Source organism: Soonwooa sp. T0.1_25, assembly GCF_057652215.1.
The window spans coordinates 293207-312521 of the sequence record NZ_JBYFBZ010000003.1; the positions used below are offsets into that span (position 1 = coordinate 293207).

Consider the following 19315-nt stretch of genomic DNA (forward strand, 5'->3'; position numbering starts at 1 on the left):
ACTGTATCTTTCTTTAATATTTTTTATAATTCGAATCATATTTCAAAACATTATGCGATTTGGTGTTTGCATATTATTTAGACGCTTTTATCATCATTTCTTTTTTGCCATCTTTAATATTAATGTCAAGATCGGTAAGATCTGTTTTATCAATATTAAGTTTATCGAAAACTGCGTCAGCGCTGTCAACATGGTATCTTTTTCCGTTGATTCTTACATGGTCGTCATCATTAGATCGATACTCAATTGTGTTACCATTAATTTTGATTCTATTCTTTTCAATACTAATTCCTGTATCGTTACTATTCCCGTTTGAGTAGTTATCGTAATCAAAATCTTGACTGTCGCTGCTGTCTGGGTTGTCGTCATCATCAATATCGCCGCGGAAACTAACACCGTTACCATGCTCTTTGATGATTTTCATGCTCTTAGGAACAACCAATTCGTAATCCACTCTATAACTTCTAAATCTGTAATCATAAGGATAAGAGAAATAGTTAGGTAACAAAACTCTATTGCCAACAACTTCTACAGGAACTGACATCCTAAGTGGCGTGTTATAACCTTCACCATCTTTTTTAATGACAAGATAGGGTGTTGTAACGTTGTCTTTTCTAATAACTTCTATACTTGGATAATCTTGCTTGTAGATTACTTTTTTGTCAGAGTAGATTCTTCCCCAATAACCTTTGAATTGTTGCGGAATTGTCACAGTCTTACTTCCAACAAACAGACTGTCAGATTTTGAATTGATTGCTACCTTCTCAGTCTCTTCGTTGTGACCTTCAAATTGATTCTCTACAGAAATTGCACTGTATGCAAAAACCCCAAGTACACCTAACCAAATAAGTCCTAAAATCGCCATGAAAGTCCCTACATAATTGAATTTTGATTTTGGAGAGAAAATCTTAATCGCCAATAACAAAAAGCAAATGCCACACATTAAAACTGGGATTCCTGCCAGAGCCAACATGAGGTAAGACATATTGTTTTCTTGTAGATAGAATGACAAATTATCACCAACGTTAAAGCTTCCTGTATTAAAAGCTGCGAAGATCGCAAACAATCCAATAAAAGATCCAGCTGTACAAAGTATTGCGAAAATACCTACAATATATTTAAGAACATTCCAGATGCTGCTTCCAGCATTGTTGATGCTTTGTTTGTTGTTGTCGTAGATTTCGCCAACGCGTTGTGTTGACTCGTTCGCAAACTGTACAATCTTACCAGACTCTTCTTTTAGGTTATCAAAATTAAGAGGTTTCCCTTTTAGCTTTAGATAATCTGAAGCCGATTCTGCTTTTGGAAGAACCATCCACAGGATTCCGTATAGTAATACAACCAATAGAGAAGATCCTGGCGCTATCCAAAGTAGCATAAAAGTACCAACCCAGATTAGACGCATCCACGTAACATCTAGTCCAAAATATTGTGCTAGACCCGCACATACACCAGCTATTTTTTGTTGACCTGGATCACGGAAAAGCTGTCTTTGTCCATTAACATTTCTGCTAAAGTTAGATCTAGTTTTTTGATTATTTTGTTTACTTTCAGAAAAGTAAGCTTCTTCTTGTTCGTCGATTTGTTCTGGTGTGCCGATTTGGGCAATCACTTTTTCAACATCGATATCGTTAATAACTTCTCTTTTGCCAAGGCTTTCTTTGAAGATTTCAACCATACGAATCTCGATATCGTGCATCACTTCGTCCGCTTCGGTTGCATCTAGAGAACTACGCAACGCATTAAGATAGTCGCTAAGTTTTATATAAGCATGCTCATCAATGATGAAGGAAAATCCTGCGAGTGCTATTGATAATGTCTTGTTCATAGTTTTAATGTTATTGTGGTTTTGTAATTTGGTTAACCGACTCTGTCAGCTCGTTCCAAGTATTTTGTAATTCTTTCAAGAAAAGACTACCTTTTTCGGTAATTTGATAATACTTTCTTGGTGGTCCGCTTGTAGATTCTTCCCAACGATAGTTAAGAAATTCTCCATTTTTCAATCGGGTTAATAACGGGTAGAGCGTGCCTTCTACCACATCCAGTTTCCCTTTTTTGAGTTCGTCAATCAGATCCGAGACATACATTTCTCGACTCTGAATAAGGCTCAAAATACAGAACTCCAGAATGCCTTTACGCATTTGCGCTTTTGTATTTTCTGTATTCATAGTGTTTTATGATTATTAATGATCGTTATTCTCGAAAAGCGACTTAGCTTTTCTACGCAGTTTAAGTAATATTACATAGCAAAGATATGTATTAAGTTTGGTATTATGCAATACAAAGTAGTAAAATATTTTTAGTATCGTATTTAACTCGTTGATATTCAGATATAAAATTTTAGGAGCCGAGAACCTGCTTTCGCTACTCGCTGTTACAAAGCCAAGTTTCTGGCCATTTTTTTTGTAACGAGCTCACACATGCCGCTCAATCAGGGCTAATGGATTTGCGGTTTTTTTTGATTTACGATTGTTCTTATTTATCAAATATCCTAACTCAAATAAACTACGACTTTCTTATTAAAACATTCTTATTATCCATTCTTAACAAAACGAAAAATTTTTTAGAAGATTAGTTTACAAAATAATTGAAAGAAAAACTTAGCCAAAATCCATAATACGACTTACAATAAGCCTTTAAGGGGTTGAAACCCTGAAAGATTTTCTTGTCTAAATATTTTATGAATTATAAATTCATAATTCAATTACTAAAATTTTAAAAATTATCCGTAGTCCGCGTCCCAAATGGAACGGCATATTGGAGCTCGCACCACAGGCTCGGGCATTAACTTTGGCGCAGCGAAGCGACTAGTGACAGCTGGTTAAGACGCCCAAATAAAAAAAGCCTTCAAATTTTTGAAGGCTTTTGTATTTGGAAAAATTTAATGTTAGATTTCTGTATTTAGATCCCAGTTTTCTAGGTAATCGTGAACGTGTTTTAGCATCATCCCGCCCAAAGATCCGTCAACAACTCTGTGATCGTAAGAATGTGACATGAACATCAAGTTTCTGATTGCAATAACATCTCCATCTGCCGTTTCCAAAACTGCTGGTTTTTTAACAATCGCACCAATTGCTAAAATTGCAACTTGCGGTTGAGGGATAATTGGCGTCCCCATAAGGTTGCCAAAGCTACCAACGTTAGAAATAGTATAAGTTGCACCTTGCGTGTCTTCTGGTCTTAATTTTTTGTTTCTCGCTCTGTAAGCCAAATCGTTGATGGCTTTTGCAAGTCCAGAAAGTGATAATTGATCAGCGTTTTTGATAACTGGAACAATTAGGTTACCGTCTGGTAATGCCGTTGCCATACCGATGTTGATGTTTTTCTTTTTGATGATATTTTCACCACTAATAGAAACATTGATCATTGGGAAATCCTGAATCGCTTTTACAATCGCTTTTACAAAAATTGGCATGAAAGTCAGTTTTTCACCTTCTCTCTTTTCGAATGCTGCCTTATTTTTAGCTCTCCATTTTACAACATTAGTAACATCTGTTTCGATGAAAGATGTTACGTGTGGTGCAATTTGTTTCGCTTTAACCATATTTTCTGCGATAATCTTACGCATTCTGTCCATTGGGATGATTTCGTCACCCGCTGCAACAGCGATTGGCGTAACCGGAGCAGTTGGTGCAGCAGCTTTTGGAGCTTCCTGTGCTGGTGCAGCGTGATTACCACGATTAGCTACATAAGCTAAAATATCTTCTTTTGTAATTCTGTTTTCTAAACCGCTTCCTTTAATGGTTTTGAGTTCAGTTTCAGAAATGTTTTCTTGTTGTACGATAGATTTTACAAGCGGTGAAAGATTAAGATCTCCCGAAAGTGCTACTGCAGCTGCAACTTGTAATGGTTCTTCTATCGTTTTTAAAGTTTCAGCATCTGGCTTTGAATCTGCAATAGGGGCAGCTTCGGTAGAAGCTGATCCTTCTCCTTCAATTTCTAAAATGGCAATGGCTTCGCCGATTTTAGCAACTTCATCCTTTTGTTTTAGGATTTTTACAATTTTACCAGAAACTGGCGTTGGAACGTCTGAGTCAACTTTATCTGTTGCAATTTCTACAACAGAATCGTCTTCTTTAACCATATCACCTTCATTGTATAACCAACTGATGATTGTCGCTTCCATCACACCTTCTCCCATTGAGGGTAGTATTAACTTATATTCAGCCATTTTACTTTTTTTGAATTTTTACAAAAATACATTTTTTTTGATAGATATATAACGTTCTTAAAAATATTGATAAAAATTGTTTGAATTGTGTTTAAAGATGATTTTTAGGTATTTTCTTCAAGATGCCATTGAAAATATCTGCAAAAACAAGTTTATACATCTTTTAGTTATGATTGTTGATAATTGATTATAATCAATTATTTTTATTAAAATAACAATGATGTGGGACTTAAATTTTAATTAAAACTTATTTATTTAACAATTGAATATTAAATTCAATAAAAAAAACTGTACATTAGGACATTCAAAAAATCAAAATATACAATTGTAGTTTTAATATGAAAAATTCTTTATTAAAGCGTTCTATCGGAGTAGGAGCATTGTTCTTCTTAACTGTGATGAACGGACAAAGTACGGAGACGATTATTAGAGATCATATCTCAAATGACGCAAGTTTTAAAGGAGTGTCAAAAACGGTAGAGTTTAAAATCCTTAATGAGGATAATTCTGCTAGCTTGAAAGCAAATGTTGTGGATGTGCAACAAACTGTAAATGGTGTCCCTATTTATCATTCATTAGCAAAAGCTATTATCAAAGATGGTAAAATGTGGTCATTTAATAATAATTTTGATACTGTTCAGAATGTTTCAAAATATTCGAAACCTAATTCTGTAACTTCGGCATTTTCTTCTGTAATTACTAATCTAGGCCTTACTGAAGTTAATTACAAATTGATTGCTGATGGTGTTGCTGTAGACAATCCAACCGCTGATCAAGTTGCCAATTTTGCTTACTATTATCAAAAAGATGGTAAGTTAGTGCCTGCACGTTTATTCTTTATAGATGATTCTAAAAACAATGCGTTTTGGCAAGTAATGGTTAATCTTGAGAATAACGAGGTTTTGGAAAAACATAATATGGTTATTTCATGTAATTTCCATGATGATGCCTACGCAGCTTCAGAAGATGGAGGGCATGTACACAATCATTTTTTGCCAGCTTTTGTTGAAAATCACATAAATACTGCACATAAAGCTGCAACAGCTGTCGCAAGTGCTTCGTATAACGTTTTTCCTTTTCCGATAGAGGCTCCAACATTTGGCTCCAGATCAGTTCTAACAGATCCATGGGATCTTGGCGCATCACCGTTAGGATGGCACGATACAGGCTCTGCAAACTATACTTATACGAGGGGAAATAACGTATGGGCATATTTTGATAATGCGGGTACAAATACACCACCTAACACAGATATAACTGACGGTGGATCAGCAATGAACTTTAATTTTCCTTATGCGGAAGGTCAAGATATTTCAGCATATGATAACAAGCACGCTGCTATTACCAATTTATTCTACTCTAATAATATGGTGCATGATGTTTTTTATCGATTTGGATTTACAGAATCATCAAAAAACTTCCAAACAAATAATTTCGATAAAGGAGGTAGAGGTAATGATGCTGTAAGAGCAGAAGGTTATGATGGCAGTGGTTATAACAACGCAAACTTTAATGCAGGTTATGAAACCGAATCAACAGTTGCGGCACCAAGAATGCAAATGTATCTTTGGAAATCAGGAACATTAGGTTTAAAACAAAAACTGTTCTACAATTCTCCAGAGGAAGCTGTAACTAGACCAGGTGTAGCGGCAGGTGCAGGTAATTTTGGAAAAGTTTTATTTTCAATTCCGACAACTGGAGATGTAGCTATTCCTAATGTAGCCAATGGCTGTAGTACTATTACAGCTGGCTCATTGACTGGTAAAATTGCATTATTAAATTATTCTCCTGGAAGTGCAGGAGAATGTTCGAATATTGTAAAAGTGAAAAATGCGCAAGCTGCTGGTGCTAAAGGAGCAATTATTCATCGTGCAAATTCAAATACAGCAATTGATATGAATGGTACTGATCAAACGGTTGTTATTCCATCAATAATGATTGGTAAAGATGAGGGTGATTATATTATTTCTTTACTTAACAGTGGTAAAACAGTTAATGTTGACTTGAAGGACATGGGGAATGGCTATAAAAACTCTAGTTTTGATAATGGTGTAATTGTTCATGAATATGGACATGGTATTTCTAATCGTCTTACAGGTAATAGTATGGGATGTCTTAGCAATAGTGAGCAGATGGGTGAAGGTTGGTCAGATTTCTTTGCTTTGATGATGACTAACAAACCAGAATATACTGCTGCAACTGCAAGAAGTATTGCTACTTATTCTGCTGGACAACAACCTACAGGATTAGGTATTAGAGGGAAAAAATATTCTCCTGATTTTGCTGTTAACAACTGGACTTATAACAGTATCGCTGGTGCACAATCGCCACACGATGTAGGTCAAGTATGGGCAACTATGCTTTGGGATTTGCATTGGAAGTTAGCAGAAAAATATGGATACGCCTCAGATATCGTTGCAAATCCTAATAGTGGTAGTGCTAAAGTTGTACAATTAGTAGTAGATGGATTGAAGTTACAACCTTGTTCTCCAGATTTCGTATCAGGAAGAAATGCTATCATACAAGCTGATCTTGCTACTGGTGGTGCTGACGAATGTTTAATCTGGAATGTTTTTGCTAAAAGAGGTTTAGGTCTTAACGCAAATGCTGGTTCTAATAATAGTGTTGCTGATCAGACTGAAGACTATAATGTTCCAGAAAAATGTAAACTTGCAACTTCTGAAGCTAATAAAACAAAAGCATTTAATGTATATCCAAATCCTGCTAAAGGAGAATTCTTTATTTCTGGAAAACCTACACTTAACCAAGGTTCTGTTAAAGTTGAAATAATTGATATTTCTGGAAAAACAATCAAATCTTTTGAAAGAAAGAAAAATAGTGTTGAAGCTGTATCAACGTCTAACATGCCAAAAGGTGTTTATATAGTTAATATCTCCGAAAACGGAAATGTTATCCAAAAAGATAAATTAATTGTAGAATAATTAATTTTTGTAATTATAAATTTTTAAAAGTCCATTCGTGAGAGTGGACTTTTTGTTTTTTTGTTAAATTTTCGTCACTTATAATTTTTTTTTCTGAAAATTCCGTAATTTTGCACCCGTAAAAATCCTTTATGCAAAACATTAGAAATATTGCGATTATCGCGCACGTTGACCACGGTAAGACTACTTTGGTTGATAAAATCATCCATGCAACCAATATCTTTAGAGAAAATCAGGAATCTGGAGAATTGATTATGGATAATAACGACCTTGAAAGAGAAAGAGGTATCACTATTTTATCTAAAAACATTTCTGTTACATACAAAGACACCAAAATCAATGTTATCGATACGCCTGGTCACGCCGATTTCGGTGGAGAGGTAGAGCGTGTTTTGAAAATGGCTGATGGTGTTATCTTGTTAGTTGATGCTTTCGAAGGTCCAATGCCACAAACTCGTTTCGTTTTGCAAAAGGCTTTGCAATTGGGTCTTAAGCCAATTGTAGTTATCAACAAAGTAGACAAAGAAAACTGCCGTCCAGACGAAGTTCATGACAAAGTTTTCGATTTGTTCTTTGCTTTAGATGCAACAGAAGAGCAATTGGATTTCCCAACCTATTATGGTTCTTCAAAACAAGGATGGTTCAACACGTCTTTGGAGCCTACGGATAGTATTTTACCAATTTTAGATGGAGTTCTTAAATACGTTCCAGAACCAAAAGTAGAAGAAGGAAGTCTTCAAATGCAAATTACATCACTAGACTTTTCATCTTTCTTAGGAAGAATTGCGATTGGTAAAGTTGCAAGAGGTTCTGTTAAAGAAGGACAATGGATTGGTCTTGTTCAAGAAGGAGACAAAGTTGTTAAAGGAAAAGTTAAAGAACTTTACGTATTCGAAGGATTAGGTAAGAAAAAAGTTCAAGAAGTTTTCGCTGGTGATATTTGTGCAATCGTTGGTTTCGACAAATTCCAAATTGGAGATACATTCGTTGATGTTGATAATCCAGAACCACTTCCAAGAATTGCAATTGATGAACCTACGTTGAACATGACGTTCTCAATTAATAACTCGCCTTTCTTCGGAAAAGATGGTAAATATGTTACATCTAACCACCTTAAAGAACGTTTAACAAAAGAATTAGAGAAAAACTTAGCACTTAGAGTTCAACAGACTGATGACGCTAATACATTCTTAGTTTTCGGTCGTGGTATTCTTCACTTATCTGTTCTTATCGAAACGATGAGAAGAGAAGGTTACGAAATGACAATTGGTCAGCCGCAAGTTATCTTTAAAGAAATTGATGGTGAGCAATGTGAGCCTTATGAGTCTTTAGTAGTAGACGTTCCAGAAGAATTCGCTTCTCGTGTTATCGATTTGGCAACACAAAGAAAAGGAGATCTTCACATTATGGAAACAAAAGGTGAAATGCAGCATATGGAATTCGAAATTCCTTCAAGAGGTTTGATCGGATTACGTTCTCAAATGCTTACAGCAACTGCAGGTGAAGCAATTATGGCACACCGTTTCACAGAATACAAACCTTTCAAAGGCGTGATTCCAGGAAGAAATAATGGTGTATTAGTAAGTAAAGGAACAGGTCCAGCTACTGAATATTCAATCAATAAACTTCAAGATCGAGGTAAGTTCTTCGTTGATCCGGGAGAGGAAATCTACACTGGGATGATTATAGGTGAACAAAACAAACCTGGAGATTTGGTGGTAAACATCGTTGAAGCAAAACAATTGAACAACATGCGTGCTGCTGGTAAAGATAAAGATACAGGTGTTGCGCCAAAAATCTTATTCTCTCTAGAAGAATGTATGGAATATATCCAAGGTGATGAAGCGATTGAGGTAACGCCTAACTTTATCCGTATGAGAAAGAAAATCCTTTCTGAAGAAGAAAGAAAACGTATAGAACGTAACGCAAAAGGATAATTATTCTTAATTATTATATGAAAGCCTCGATTTTCGAGGCTTTTTTTATTATTTTCGAGGATTAAATTTTTTAAATATGTTTAAAAGGAATTTTAGCTTATTCAAACTATGTTCTTTATTGATTTTAGCGATAATGTTGGTGTACAGTTGCGGCTCTCAACCCAAAAAGGCCGTACCTCCCAAAAAACCAGTGCCTACCAAACCTACAACACCAAAACCAACAACGCCTGTTAAAAGTACGGATTACAAAGTTGATCTTCCAGCGCTAAATCGTGAGTTCCGTGGTGCTTGGATTGCTTCGGTTGCTAATATTAATTGGCCTTCAAAAAATAATTTATCGACATATCAACAAAAAGCTGATGCCATCGAATTATTAGAGATGTTGAAAAACAATAATTTCAATGCGGTAATTTTGCAGGTTAGACCTTCTGGTGATGCTTTATACGAAAGTCCGCATGAACCGTGGTCATACTTTTTAACAGGAGAAACAGGCAAAAAGCCAAATCCATATTACGATCCTTTAACTTTGTGGGTAGAAGAAGCCCACAAAAGAGGTATGGAGCTTCATGTTTGGCTAAATCCTTATCGAGCGCATCATTCTAATGGTGGAAAAGTTAATGGAAGTTCTCTCGTTAACAAATTTTCAGAATATACGTATCGTTTAAAAAATGGAATGTATTGGTTTGATCCTGCAAGTAAAGATATTCAGGATCATGTTTCTAACGTGGTGAAAGATTTAGTAAAACGTTACGAAATAGATGGCGTTCACTTTGATGATTATTTCTATCCGTATGCAACTTACAATGGTGGCGTAGATTTTCCAGATTCTAAAACTTGGAATGCTTATCAAGCTTCTGGCGGAAATTTGTCAAGAGCAGATTGGAGAAGAAATAACGTGAACAAGTTTGTAGAACGCGTTTACAAAGAAATAAAAGCAGAAAAAAACTATGTTAAATTCGGGATAAGTCCATTCGGAATTTGGAAACCTGGTTATCCTGCAGGCATCAAAGGTTCTTCGCAATATGATGAGCTTTATGCTGACGCCAAATTATGGTTAAATAAAGGTTGGGTCGATTATTTTGCTCCACAATTGTATTGGCCGATTAATTCTTCTGGGCAAAGCTTTCCAAAGCTTCTAGAATGGTGGGAAAGCGAAAATACCATGAAAAGACATCTTTGGCCAGGACTTAACACCGTTGAAGTAAAAGCGTCTGACAAACCAACAGAAATCGTTAACCAAATAGAAATGAGTCGCAATATTCTTAAAAATAGTCCAGGTGAAATCCATTGGAGTATTGCTGGTTTAACAAAAAGTTGGGCGATGCAAAACGCTTTAAAAACTAAAGTTTATCAAGAAAAAGCTTTAATTCCGCAAAGTCCTTGGTTGAAGATTAATCCAATTTCGAAACCGACTTTGGGATACAAACAAGATAACGGTAATACAACTGTTTTTTGGTCTGTTGAAGATAAGATGAATGTCTTCCAATGGGTTCTTTACGCAAAATATGGAGACACTTGGAAAACCGAAATCCTAACTTCAGATATTACGTCTTTGGTTATTCAGGCTGCTAATAATGGTAAATCTCTTAATACTGTTGCGATCCAAGCGATTGATAAGCTGAGCAACCCGAGCGAATATAAGGCGCTGAAAATCAATTAAATTTCGTCTTAAATATAATTGCATACATTTCCTTCCTAATGAAAATGGGAAGGAAATGCTTCTTTAGGACTTTGGCGTAGAATATTTAGTTTGATCCAAGATTTTAAAAACCCATAGCCGTAAGAGAACATTTGGACATAAGTTGCAATAATCGCCATCGCCGCAATATTGACATTTTTAGTCACGATTAAAGCATGAAAAAAGACAATGAAGGTATATAAGCCATATAAAGCTAAAAGATGTCCATAACCCCAAACAAAGTAGTGGAAAACACCCATAACATAACCTAAGAGGAATAAACTTGGGAACCAAAATGTTGGCTTCACATAGTTTGGATGCCTTCGGTTAAGAATTGGGCGCGCACAACCAAATTGATAAACTTGTTTCGAAAACTTACCAAGGTCAGTTCTTCGTTTGTGATAAACACCAATGTTATCGAAAAAAGTAGTTGTGTAACCATTTTCCCAAAGTGTCATCGACAAGTCTGGATCTTCCCCAATTCGCATTTCCGAAAAGCCGCCGACTTTCAAAAAAACTTCTTTATTGACACCCATATTAAAACTTCTTGGTTGGAATTTACTAACAGCTTTTTTATTTCCTCTAATGCCACCAGTTGTAAAAACCGACGTCATTGAATAAGAAATTGCTTTCTGCATAATGTTAAAACCTTTGTGCGCTTTGTCTGCACCTCCGAAAGCATCACATGGGATTTCGATTAAGTCTTTTTTAATGTTTTCGATGTAGTTTTCTTCAACAATAACGTCTGAGTCAACAAAGACCAACCAATCATTTTTGGCGCGTTTTGCACCATAATTTCTCGTGAGCCCTGGACCTGAATTAGTTTTTTGATAAAAGTGTATATCTAGCTGATTATCAAAAATTTTTATAGTTGGACTTAAATCTATTTTTGAACCATCGTCAACAACAATAATTTCAAAATCTTTATCTGTTTGACGGAGTAAAGAATTTAGTAATTCGAAAAGTTCGTCTCGGCGATTATATATGGCTATAATGATGGAAATGCATTGCATAGTTAATTAAACAAATTTTATAATTTTCAAAAAAAACCAAATTGTCAAGATTGATCCCAGCCCAATTGTACCAACAATGATTTTAGCTTTGAATGGACTTGGGTATCTTAAATTTTTATATTCTTTGAATGTTCGAATTCCTATAAATAAAAATAAAATACCAATTGCAAATAGTACATAATTATCACTCATATTAATATTTAACCTTCTATTTTATGCGTTTTTTTCGTGCCTTCATACATTTCGTATTGTAGGAAACGTGTCTCCAATTTACCATTAAAAAGTTTGACTCTTAGGGAAGGTCTTAAGCCAATTTTTTTGGTAGCTTCGAGATCGGATGTAATCAACCAAGCTAAAGTATTTGGATAATTTTGTTTGAAAGTGTCACCAATTTTTTTGTAAAAATCTTCAACTTCAATAGAGATTCTTTCATTGTAAGGCGGATTAAACACAACCAAAAGTGGGAATAACTCTTTCTTAGATTCGAAGAAATTTTGTTTTCTAACTTCAATAACGTCTTCTAATTCAGCAGCTTTGATGTTGGTTCTTGCGACATTAAGTGCTTTTAAATCAATATCATAACCAACAATTTTACCAGTAAATTCTTTTACACGATTGATTCTGAATTCCTTAATCGTTGTGAATAATTCTGCATCATAATTTTTCCAGTTTTGAAAAGCGAATTTCTTTCTGAAAATTTGTGCTGGCAAATCCATTGCAATCATCGCAGCTTCGACCAGTAGAGTTCCGCTTCCGCACATTGGATCCAGGAAATTACCTTTACCGTCCCAACCTGCAATTTGCAAAAGTCCGGAAGCCAAAACTTCGTTAATCGGCGCTTCAGTTTGCATTTGACGATAACCTCTTTTGAAAAGTGGATCGCCCGAGCTGTCAAGACTTATGCTAACTAATTCTCTATCAATATGTAAATGGAATTTTATATCTGGGTTTTTGCTGTCAACATTTGGTCTGTCTCGGTATTTCATTTTAAAGAAATCCACGATTGCGTCTTTCATTTTTAAAGTCATGAATTGCGAGTGACTAAAACGTTCAGAATTTATCGTGGCATCAATGGCAAAACTTTGATCAATCGACATATATTCGTCCCATTGAACATCAAATAATCTGTCATAAAAGCGATCGGCATCAAAGGCTTTAAAACTTTTAATTGGCACTAAAATTTTAAGCGCAGTACGGCAAGAATAATTGATTTTGTATAAAAAACCAAGGTCGCCCTCACAATTAACTGCTCTATTTTTTATTTCAACTTTACGGCCTCCTAGCTTCTTAACTTCCTCTGCTAGAATCTCTTCCAGTCCAAAAAAAGTCTTTATTTGTATTTTCAGATTATCTGTATTCATGTTGCAAAATTAAGCATATTATGTTTAGGAATTGAATGCAAAGTTATCTCTGTTTTAATAATAGATTATTTGTATCGAATTTTAAACAATTATTAAGATTTACTATCGTAAAAATATCGTATTTTTGCACCTATGCAATGGTTTGAATCTTGGTTTAATACACCATATTATCATATTCTCTACAAGGATAGAGATTACAACGAAGCGGAACATTTTATCAATCTTTTAGTTAAAGATTTAGAATTACCACCACAGGCAAGAATCGTAGATTTGGCTTGTGGCAAAGGGCGTCATTCTTTGTTTCTTAATCAGTTAGGCTACAATGTTTTAGGGCTTGATTTGTCGGAGCAAAGTATCCAACATAATAAGCAATTTGAGAATCCAAGTTTGCATTTCGCGATTCATGACATGCGCGATCCAATGCATGTTTCAGAACCTGTTGATGCGGTTTTTAATCTTTTTACAAGTTTTGGTTATTTCGAAAACGCTGACGATGATCTTAAAGTTTTTCAATCGGTTTACGATTCGATGAAGTCTGGTGCGTATTTCGTTTTAGATTTTTTGAATGAAACTTATGTGAGAAATACTTTGGTTCCAGAAGCTTTGGTTGAAAAGGAAGGAATTAAGTTTAATATTTCTAAAAGAATAGAAAACAATTATGTCGTAAAAGATATTCAGTTTCATGATGAAGGTACGGATTTTCATTTTTTTGAAAAAGTGAAATTGTCGACACCCGCTCAAATTGAAGCTTATGCAAAACAAGTTGGTTTTGAACGTGTTAAGGTTTGGGGGAATTATGAATTGAGTGATTTCGATCCTGAAACATCACCACGTTGCATTAATTTATTTATTAAAAAATAATTTCTAAATGATTGTTATTGCTCTGATATTAAGCGTTTTATTAGGCGTTTTTCTAGGTAAGTATTTCGGTGGTCAACAGAAGTTCGCAAAGAATCTTTTGGTGATGAGCGCTGGATTTTTAATAACAATCTGTATTAACGAAGTTTTTCCCGAAATCTACGGAAGTGGTGAGCATAACGTTGGCATTTTTGTCATTGCTGGCGTTTTGCTACAAATGCTTTTGGAAAGTTTAACCAAAGGTTTTGAACACGGACATTTTCATCATCATGCTGAAGACGAGCATATTCTACCACTTGCTTTAATTATTGGTTTATTTGTCCACGCTTTTATAGAAGGGATTCCGTTAGCTCAGGAGAAAGAAGTTTTTTCACCTTATTTAACAGGGATTTTATTTCACAATCTGCCGATTTCATTTGTATTGGGCAGTTTCTTGGCAAGAAGTAAAACCTTCTCACCCAAATTTTGGTTGGTGGTTTTAATATTCGCTTTGGCTTCTCCACTAGGTATGTGGATTGGACATTATTTTAACCCTGAACACAAAATTTATTTCTTAGCGGTGGTTGCCGGGATCTTCCTACATATTTCGTCTGTTATCATTTTTGAAAGCAACAAAAATCACAAAATGGATTGGTCAAAAATTATTTTTGTGGTTTTAGGTATTGCTTTGGCGATGTTAGGACATTTAACCCACGATCACCATCATTAATTCTCTATTTTCTTCTTGTAAAATTCTTGTAAATTAAGATTTAATAATTGATAATCAGTCGGTTGTCATTACAATTGTTTTGCTGAAGATTTGCAATTTTTTTCTTTTAAAAGACCTTAGTTTTATCTCATAAATTTTTTGAATATGAAAAAAAATATTATTGGCATCATCCTGCTTAACACATTAGTGATGTGTCAAAAATCTGAAGTAAAACAACTACAAGATCATATAAAATCGGCAGATAGTCTTATCAGCAACGTTAATGACAATCTTAAAAATATTGACTCACTTTCTATTGATTTAGATTCTGTGAGCGTTCCACAAATCATAAAAGAGAAAGAAAAACTGGAAAAAGTTTTTAATGATTCTAAAAAATCAATAGACTCTCTCGGTTCTAGCATTGATAATTTTAAGAAAACTGTAGATTCTAAGGAAATCCAAAAGAAAATTGATTCTGTAAGTTCTAAAATTAAAAGTCTTGATGATCTTAAAAAATTAAAAGAACAAGTTAAAGTTGTTTATAAAGATCGTCCTCAACAACAACAACAACAACAACCAAAGTTGGATATTTTGACAAAATCTGCAAAGATTGAACTTGGCGTTGATAATTTGACGATGGCTCGTCAGCAATTAAGTCAAGATTTGACAAGATTCGGTGGAAAAATAGAAACTGAAAATGTTGTGAGTAACAATGAGTTGCAAACGATGTATTTGTCTGCGAAAATTCCATTGTCGCAATTTGATTATTTTGTAGAATCTGTGAGCACCAATCTTGGAAGTATAAAGTCTAAAAACATTGAAGTTAAAGGACGAGATTATACCGACAATCAAATGTGCAATATTGAATTAACATTGTTAGAAAATCAAAATCTAGCCAAAAAAGAAAATAACGAAAACCAAACTTTCTCTCAAAAAGCAGTTGATGCTTTCGGAAGTGGTGGAAAAGTTTTGGGTGATATCATTTTGTTTTTATTACCGTTTTGGCCACTTTTTTTAATCATTCTTATTGGGATATTTATTTATAGAAAGAAATTTACTAAGAAAAGAGATTATGGTGATACGACCAATCAAAAGTCTAGTGATAATACAGAACATTAACACAAGTGTAAAAAAATAAAAAATCAGTTTCTAAAATGAAACTGATTTTTATTTTAAAAAAAAGGATCCGAAAAATCGAATCCTTAGATATTAAAATCGTTAAAATTATTTACCCAAATATGATTTTAGGATTTTGCTTCGCGAATTATGTTTCAGACGTTTGATGGCTTTTTCTTTAATCTGACGAACACGCTCTCTTGTAAGGTCAAATGTTTCCCCGATTTCTTCCAAAGTCATAGGATGTTTACCACCCAGTCCAAAATACAATCTCACCAAATCAGCTTCTCTAGGCGTCAAAGTATTAAGAGCTCTTTCGATCTCAATCTGCAAAGACTCAAGCATTAGGTCTTTGTCAGGACTAGGAGATTCTCCAGAACGCAAAACGTCGTATAGGTTAGAGTCTTCACCCTCAACAAGAGGCGCATCCATCGATAGGTGACGACCAGAGTTTTTCATAGACTCTTTAATGTCGTCCTCGCTCATGTCAAGCACTTCAGCCAATTCTTCAGGAGAAGGTGGTCTTTCATTCTCTTGCTCTAGGTGCGCATAGGCTTTGTTAATCTTGTTGATAGAACCGATTTTGTTTAACGGAAGCCTTACAATTCTCGATTGTTCAGCCAAAGCTTGCAAGATAGATTGTCTAATCCACCATACCGCATAAGAGATAAATTTGAAACCTCTAGTTTCGTCATAACGTTTAGCAGCTTTCATTAAGCCCAAGTTGCCCTCATTGATAAGATCCGGAAGAGAAAGACCTTGGTTTTGGTATTGCTTAGATACGGATACTACGAAACGAAGGTTGGCTTTAATAAGTTTTTCCAATGCAGCTCTATCGCCGGCGCGGATACGTTGTGCCAAATCTACTTCTTCGTCAGCCGTGATCAATTCTACTTTACCAATTTCCTGTAGATATTTGTCTAGCGAAGCGGTTTCCCTGTTGGTAACCTGTTTTGTAATTTTTAACTGTCTCATTATAAAATCACTCAATGTAGAGTTCTATTATATTATACGAAGAAGTTTGCCAAAAGGTTACAAACAATTTACTTTAACTATTAATTATTATTTTTTAAGAGCCTGTTTAAATATTATTAAAAAAGATTTCGGTAAAATTTTTAAACAAACTCTAAGGGCGTCTTAACCAGCTGTCACTAGTCGCTGCACCTCGCCAACACTATTGCTCGCGCCGCAGGCGCAAGCTCCGTCATGCCGTTCCATCTAGGACGCGGGTGGGGGATAATAACCTAGATTTCGGATTTTGATTTACAATTATTTTTAATTATGAATTATGAATTATGAATTATGAATTATGAATTATGAATTATGAATTATGAATTATGAATTATGAATTATGAATTATTATTGATACTTCCTTTTCCGAAGATGTGACATTATGATAATCTTTAAATTTAAATCAAACCTTAGAAAAGATTTGCAAAAACTACCAACTACATTACGCGCTCGCTTCGCTCGCGCGCATTCCCAGCCTTCAAAAAACAAAAAACCTCGTCAAGCATTTTACTCAACAAGGTTTTTTCAATTAAGAGTCTAGATTCTAATGTCTAGCATCTAGCATCTAGAATCACTAATCAAAAACATCATTCAAAACTTTAGCAAGACGAAGACCGCCGTAAAGCAATTGTCTTTCCATAACTTCATTAAATTGGTATTGATAATCGTAACCCAATTTGCTATCGTTAGGCGTTGCTGCATAGATTTCGTTGGCAATTTTATGAGAATCGTATAACCAATCTTCCAAAGTTCCTGCTTGGATAGCTTTTACTTCATCCTTAGTTTTAATATCAAGAAGTTTCGCGTATTCAGTGTAACTGTATTTTTGAGAATCCACCAACTTACCATCCCAAACCGAATGTAAGTTAGACTTTTCACCAAAATAAGTTACATTTATTTTGTTCCCGCCCAAATCTTCCGAACGACCTGTATGCATTGGTTGAGCTAAATCACCAAGCAAATGAATCAAAAATATTAAAGCTATTTTTCTATCTTTTTCAGAAGTTTTATCACTTTTAATTTGTGAAGACAGAACCCCGATTTGTGTGTAAAGACTTGGTCCAGCTTGCGCTTTTAGATTTTCTTCAAAAGCTTTAAAATCCGTTTGTGGATCGATATTAACATAATGCCATGATGATGCTTCTTTCCACATGCCAGTTTTGTCAGACTTGATAAAGTCAGGCCAGTTTGCCCAATACGCCAGACGTTCTTGTCCCATTATTTTTTTTATCTGGCGACGCGCACGACCATCAAGATGATTTTCTGCGATCTCAGCAATTATACGGTGACCGGTTAATCCCCATGCGTAAGAATATATCGACGTTGAGATACTTAATAGCATCAAAACCTTTACCCAAAGTTTTTTCATTATTATTAAATAAGTTTTAGAACTGCAAAGATACTAAGCCTGATTTTAAAAACATTAAACCTCAATTTTAATACAGAAGAAAAATATGTTAAATTATCATAATGCTTAATTGGCTTTAGTTGATTTATTCTATATTTAAAACACAAACATTGAAACACTGAAAAAAATTAAATTATGAAAAAAGTTTTTTTAATTGTTGGTGCTTTAACAATCGCAAGCATATCAACAAGTTGCAAAAAAGATGGTGCAACAGACTCTTCTAAAACCGAAGTTAGCGTAAAAGGTTCTGACGACGCTAATGACATTATCGATTTTAACAATATCATTATCGAAGAATACAAAAAAAAGTCAAAGCGTGTTGACAACATTTTGCAATACATGGACAAAGCTGTCGCGAAGTCAAAAGGGGAAAATGTACCTTTTATACCATCTGTTATCCCAATGATTGGCTTTAGTAAAAAAGATATTTCGGAAGTACCAAAAGCTTTTGGAAAGGATAAAGAGGCAATGGATAAGTCTTATGCAAGTTTTAAATCTTCTTTTGCTACCATTGAGAAAAAGTTTGAAGAACTAAAATCTTATATGTCTGCGGAAGACTATAAAGATGACAAAGGTGCAAAAGCTGATGCAATCGCTAAAGAAATAGAAACAGCTTCTAATACCTTCTTTGCTGCTGGAGATTCTATTTTAAAAACGCTAAAACCGATTGCTGATAAAGCCGAAGAAATTACGCTTAAAGATCATCCTCTTAAAGATTACATCATAAGTTCTAAAACTGTTCTTAATAGTCTTGATGCGTCTTACGATGCGATGGATAAATCTTTTGCTGCAGGGAAATACAACGAAGCTGAAGTGCAAAAAGCTTATGATGCATTAGAAAAAACTTTGAAAGCAAATCAAGATAAAAAATTCGAAGTTAAAGATGCTTCTTATAGTTCGAAAGGTGGTTATTATGATAGTTTTAATAGAGATATTAGTAGCTATCTTGATAAGTTACGAAAGGTAATGCGTGACTCTAAAGGAAGCGGAAATGTTTCTGAGTCTAACATGAGTACGTTGGACAGTGCTTACGATTCTGCAATCTCAAGCTACAACAACTTTATCAACTAAGATTAGAATATTAAATAATCATAAAATCCCAGAAAATTCTGGGATTTTTTTGTTGCTATGA

The 19315-nt window shown here is 34.7% G+C and carries 14 protein-coding genes; 7 read left to right on the top strand and 7 right to left on the bottom strand.

What is annotated here, in order from left to right:
- Window positions 1-73: 73 nt before the first annotated feature.
- The 3 genes from AC23MB_RS06555 to AC23MB_RS06565 form a co-directional block, all read right to left on the bottom strand.
- Window positions 74-1828, bottom strand: coding sequence for a PspC domain-containing protein (locus AC23MB_RS06555; RefSeq protein WP_487786811.1), 1755 nt, complete (start codon window positions 1826-1828; stop codon window positions 74-76).
- A 10-nt stretch (window positions 1829-1838) separates the two neighbouring features.
- Window positions 1839-2168, bottom strand: coding sequence for a PadR family transcriptional regulator (locus tag AC23MB_RS06560; protein WP_079665560.1), 330 nt, complete (start codon window positions 2166-2168; stop codon window positions 1839-1841).
- A 719-nt stretch (window positions 2169-2887) separates the two neighbouring features.
- A complete protein-coding gene (locus AC23MB_RS06565; RefSeq protein WP_487786812.1) occupies window positions 2888-4171 on the bottom strand; it encodes a dihydrolipoamide acetyltransferase family protein in 1284 nt (427 codons plus the stop codon).
- A 338-nt stretch (window positions 4172-4509) separates the two neighbouring features.
- Between AC23MB_RS06565 and AC23MB_RS06570 the strand changes: the two genes are divergently transcribed.
- From AC23MB_RS06570 to AC23MB_RS06580, 3 genes are all read left to right on the top strand, one after another.
- Window positions 4510-7113 (top strand): T9SS-dependent M36 family metallopeptidase, encoded by a 2604-nt coding sequence (locus AC23MB_RS06570; protein WP_487786813.1) that lies wholly within the window; start codon window positions 4510-4512, stop codon window positions 7111-7113.
- Window positions 7114-7244: 131 nt separating this feature from the next.
- Window positions 7245-9050 carry a translational GTPase TypA gene (gene typA / locus AC23MB_RS06575; RefSeq protein ID WP_313030317.1) on the top strand — a complete coding sequence of 602 codons (1806 nt, stop codon included), beginning with the start codon at window positions 7245-7247 and terminating at the stop codon, window positions 9048-9050.
- A gap of 118 nt (window positions 9051-9168) precedes the next feature.
- Entirely contained in the window at window positions 9169-10710 is a 1542-nt protein-coding gene (locus AC23MB_RS06580; RefSeq protein WP_487786814.1) for a glycoside hydrolase family 10-like protein, read from the top strand.
- Window positions 10711-10745: 35 nt separating this feature from the next.
- Here AC23MB_RS06580 and AC23MB_RS06585 read toward each other — a convergent pair whose 3' ends face one another.
- Together AC23MB_RS06585 and AC23MB_RS06590 are read right to left on the bottom strand one after the other, a co-directional pair.
- A complete protein-coding gene (locus AC23MB_RS06585) occupies window positions 10746-11741 on the bottom strand; it encodes a glycosyltransferase family 2 protein (protein WP_487786815.1) in 996 nt (331 codons plus the stop codon).
- Window positions 11742-11941: 200 nt separating this feature from the next.
- Window positions 11942-13102, bottom strand: coding sequence for a THUMP domain-containing class I SAM-dependent RNA methyltransferase (locus AC23MB_RS06590; protein ID WP_487786816.1), 1161 nt, complete (start codon window positions 13100-13102; stop codon window positions 11942-11944).
- A gap of 132 nt (window positions 13103-13234) precedes the next feature.
- Between AC23MB_RS06590 and AC23MB_RS06595 the strand changes: the two genes are divergently transcribed.
- From AC23MB_RS06595 to AC23MB_RS06605, 3 genes are all read left to right on the top strand, one after another.
- Entirely contained in the window at window positions 13235-13963 is a 729-nt protein-coding gene (locus AC23MB_RS06595; RefSeq protein WP_487786817.1) for a class I SAM-dependent DNA methyltransferase, read from the top strand.
- A gap of 7 nt (window positions 13964-13970) precedes the next feature.
- Window positions 13971-14669 (top strand): ZIP family metal transporter, encoded by a 699-nt coding sequence (locus AC23MB_RS06600; RefSeq protein ID WP_487786818.1) that lies wholly within the window; start codon window positions 13971-13973, stop codon window positions 14667-14669.
- Between the two features lie 144 nt (window positions 14670-14813).
- Window positions 14814-15767, top strand: a complete 954-nt coding sequence (locus AC23MB_RS06605; protein ID WP_487786819.1) for a DUF4349 domain-containing protein — start codon at window positions 14814-14816, stop codon at window positions 15765-15767.
- A gap of 105 nt (window positions 15768-15872) precedes the next feature.
- Here the strand turns inward: AC23MB_RS06605 and AC23MB_RS06610 are convergent, their stop codons facing one another.
- Together AC23MB_RS06610 and AC23MB_RS06615 are read right to left on the bottom strand one after the other, a co-directional pair.
- Window positions 15873-16739, bottom strand: coding sequence for a sigma-70 family RNA polymerase sigma factor (locus AC23MB_RS06610; protein ID WP_079665561.1), 867 nt, complete (start codon window positions 16737-16739; stop codon window positions 15873-15875).
- Window positions 16740-17349: 610 nt separating this feature from the next.
- On the bottom strand, window positions 17350-18144 hold the full coding sequence (locus AC23MB_RS06615) for a S1/P1 nuclease (RefSeq protein ID WP_487786820.1): 795 nt from the start codon (window positions 18142-18144) through the stop codon (window positions 17350-17352).
- A 174-nt stretch (window positions 18145-18318) separates the two neighbouring features.
- On the opposite strand from AC23MB_RS06615, the gene AC23MB_RS06620 reads away from it, so the two are divergent.
- The gene (locus AC23MB_RS06620; protein ID WP_487786821.1) at window positions 18319-19254 is read left to right on the top strand and encodes a DUF6845 domain-containing protein; all 936 of its coding nucleotides are present in this window, start codon (window positions 18319-18321) and stop codon (window positions 19252-19254) included.
- The last annotated feature ends 61 nt before the right edge of the window (window positions 19255-19315 follow it).

Coding starts and splice junctions, on each gene's coding strand:
- AC23MB_RS06565 (WP_487786812.1), bottom strand. CDS start 4,171: ATGGCTGAATATAAGTTAATACTACCCTCAATGGGAGAAGGTGTGATG.
- AC23MB_RS06610 (WP_079665561.1), bottom strand. CDS start 16,739: ATGAGACAGTTAAAAATTACAAAACAGGTTACCAACAGGGAAACCGCT.
- AC23MB_RS06605 (WP_487786819.1), top strand. CDS start 14,814: ATGAAAAAAAATATTATTGGCATCATCCTGCTTAACACATTAGTGATG.
- AC23MB_RS06585 (WP_487786815.1), bottom strand. CDS start 11,741: ATGCAATGCATTTCCATCATTATAGCCATATATAATCGCCGAGACGAA.
- AC23MB_RS06555 (WP_487786811.1), bottom strand. CDS start 1,828: ATGAACAAGACATTATCAATAGCACTCGCAGGATTTTCCTTCATCATT.
- AC23MB_RS06570 (WP_487786813.1), top strand. CDS start 4,510: ATGAAAAATTCTTTATTAAAGCGTTCTATCGGAGTAGGAGCATTGTTC.
- AC23MB_RS06590 (WP_487786816.1), bottom strand. CDS start 13,102: ATGAATACAGATAATCTGAAAATACAAATAAAGACTTTTTTTGGACTG.
- AC23MB_RS06600 (WP_487786818.1), top strand. CDS start 13,971: ATGATTGTTATTGCTCTGATATTAAGCGTTTTATTAGGCGTTTTTCTA.
- AC23MB_RS06560 (WP_079665560.1), bottom strand. CDS start 2,168: ATGAATACAGAAAATACAAAAGCGCAAATGCGTAAAGGCATTCTGGAG.
- typA (WP_313030317.1), top strand. CDS start 7,245: ATGCAAAACATTAGAAATATTGCGATTATCGCGCACGTTGACCACGGT.
- AC23MB_RS06595 (WP_487786817.1), top strand. CDS start 13,235: ATGCAATGGTTTGAATCTTGGTTTAATACACCATATTATCATATTCTC.
- AC23MB_RS06615 (WP_487786820.1), bottom strand. CDS start 18,144: ATGAAAAAACTTTGGGTAAAGGTTTTGATGCTATTAAGTATCTCAACG.
- AC23MB_RS06620 (WP_487786821.1), top strand. CDS start 18,319: ATGAAAAAAGTTTTTTTAATTGTTGGTGCTTTAACAATCGCAAGCATA.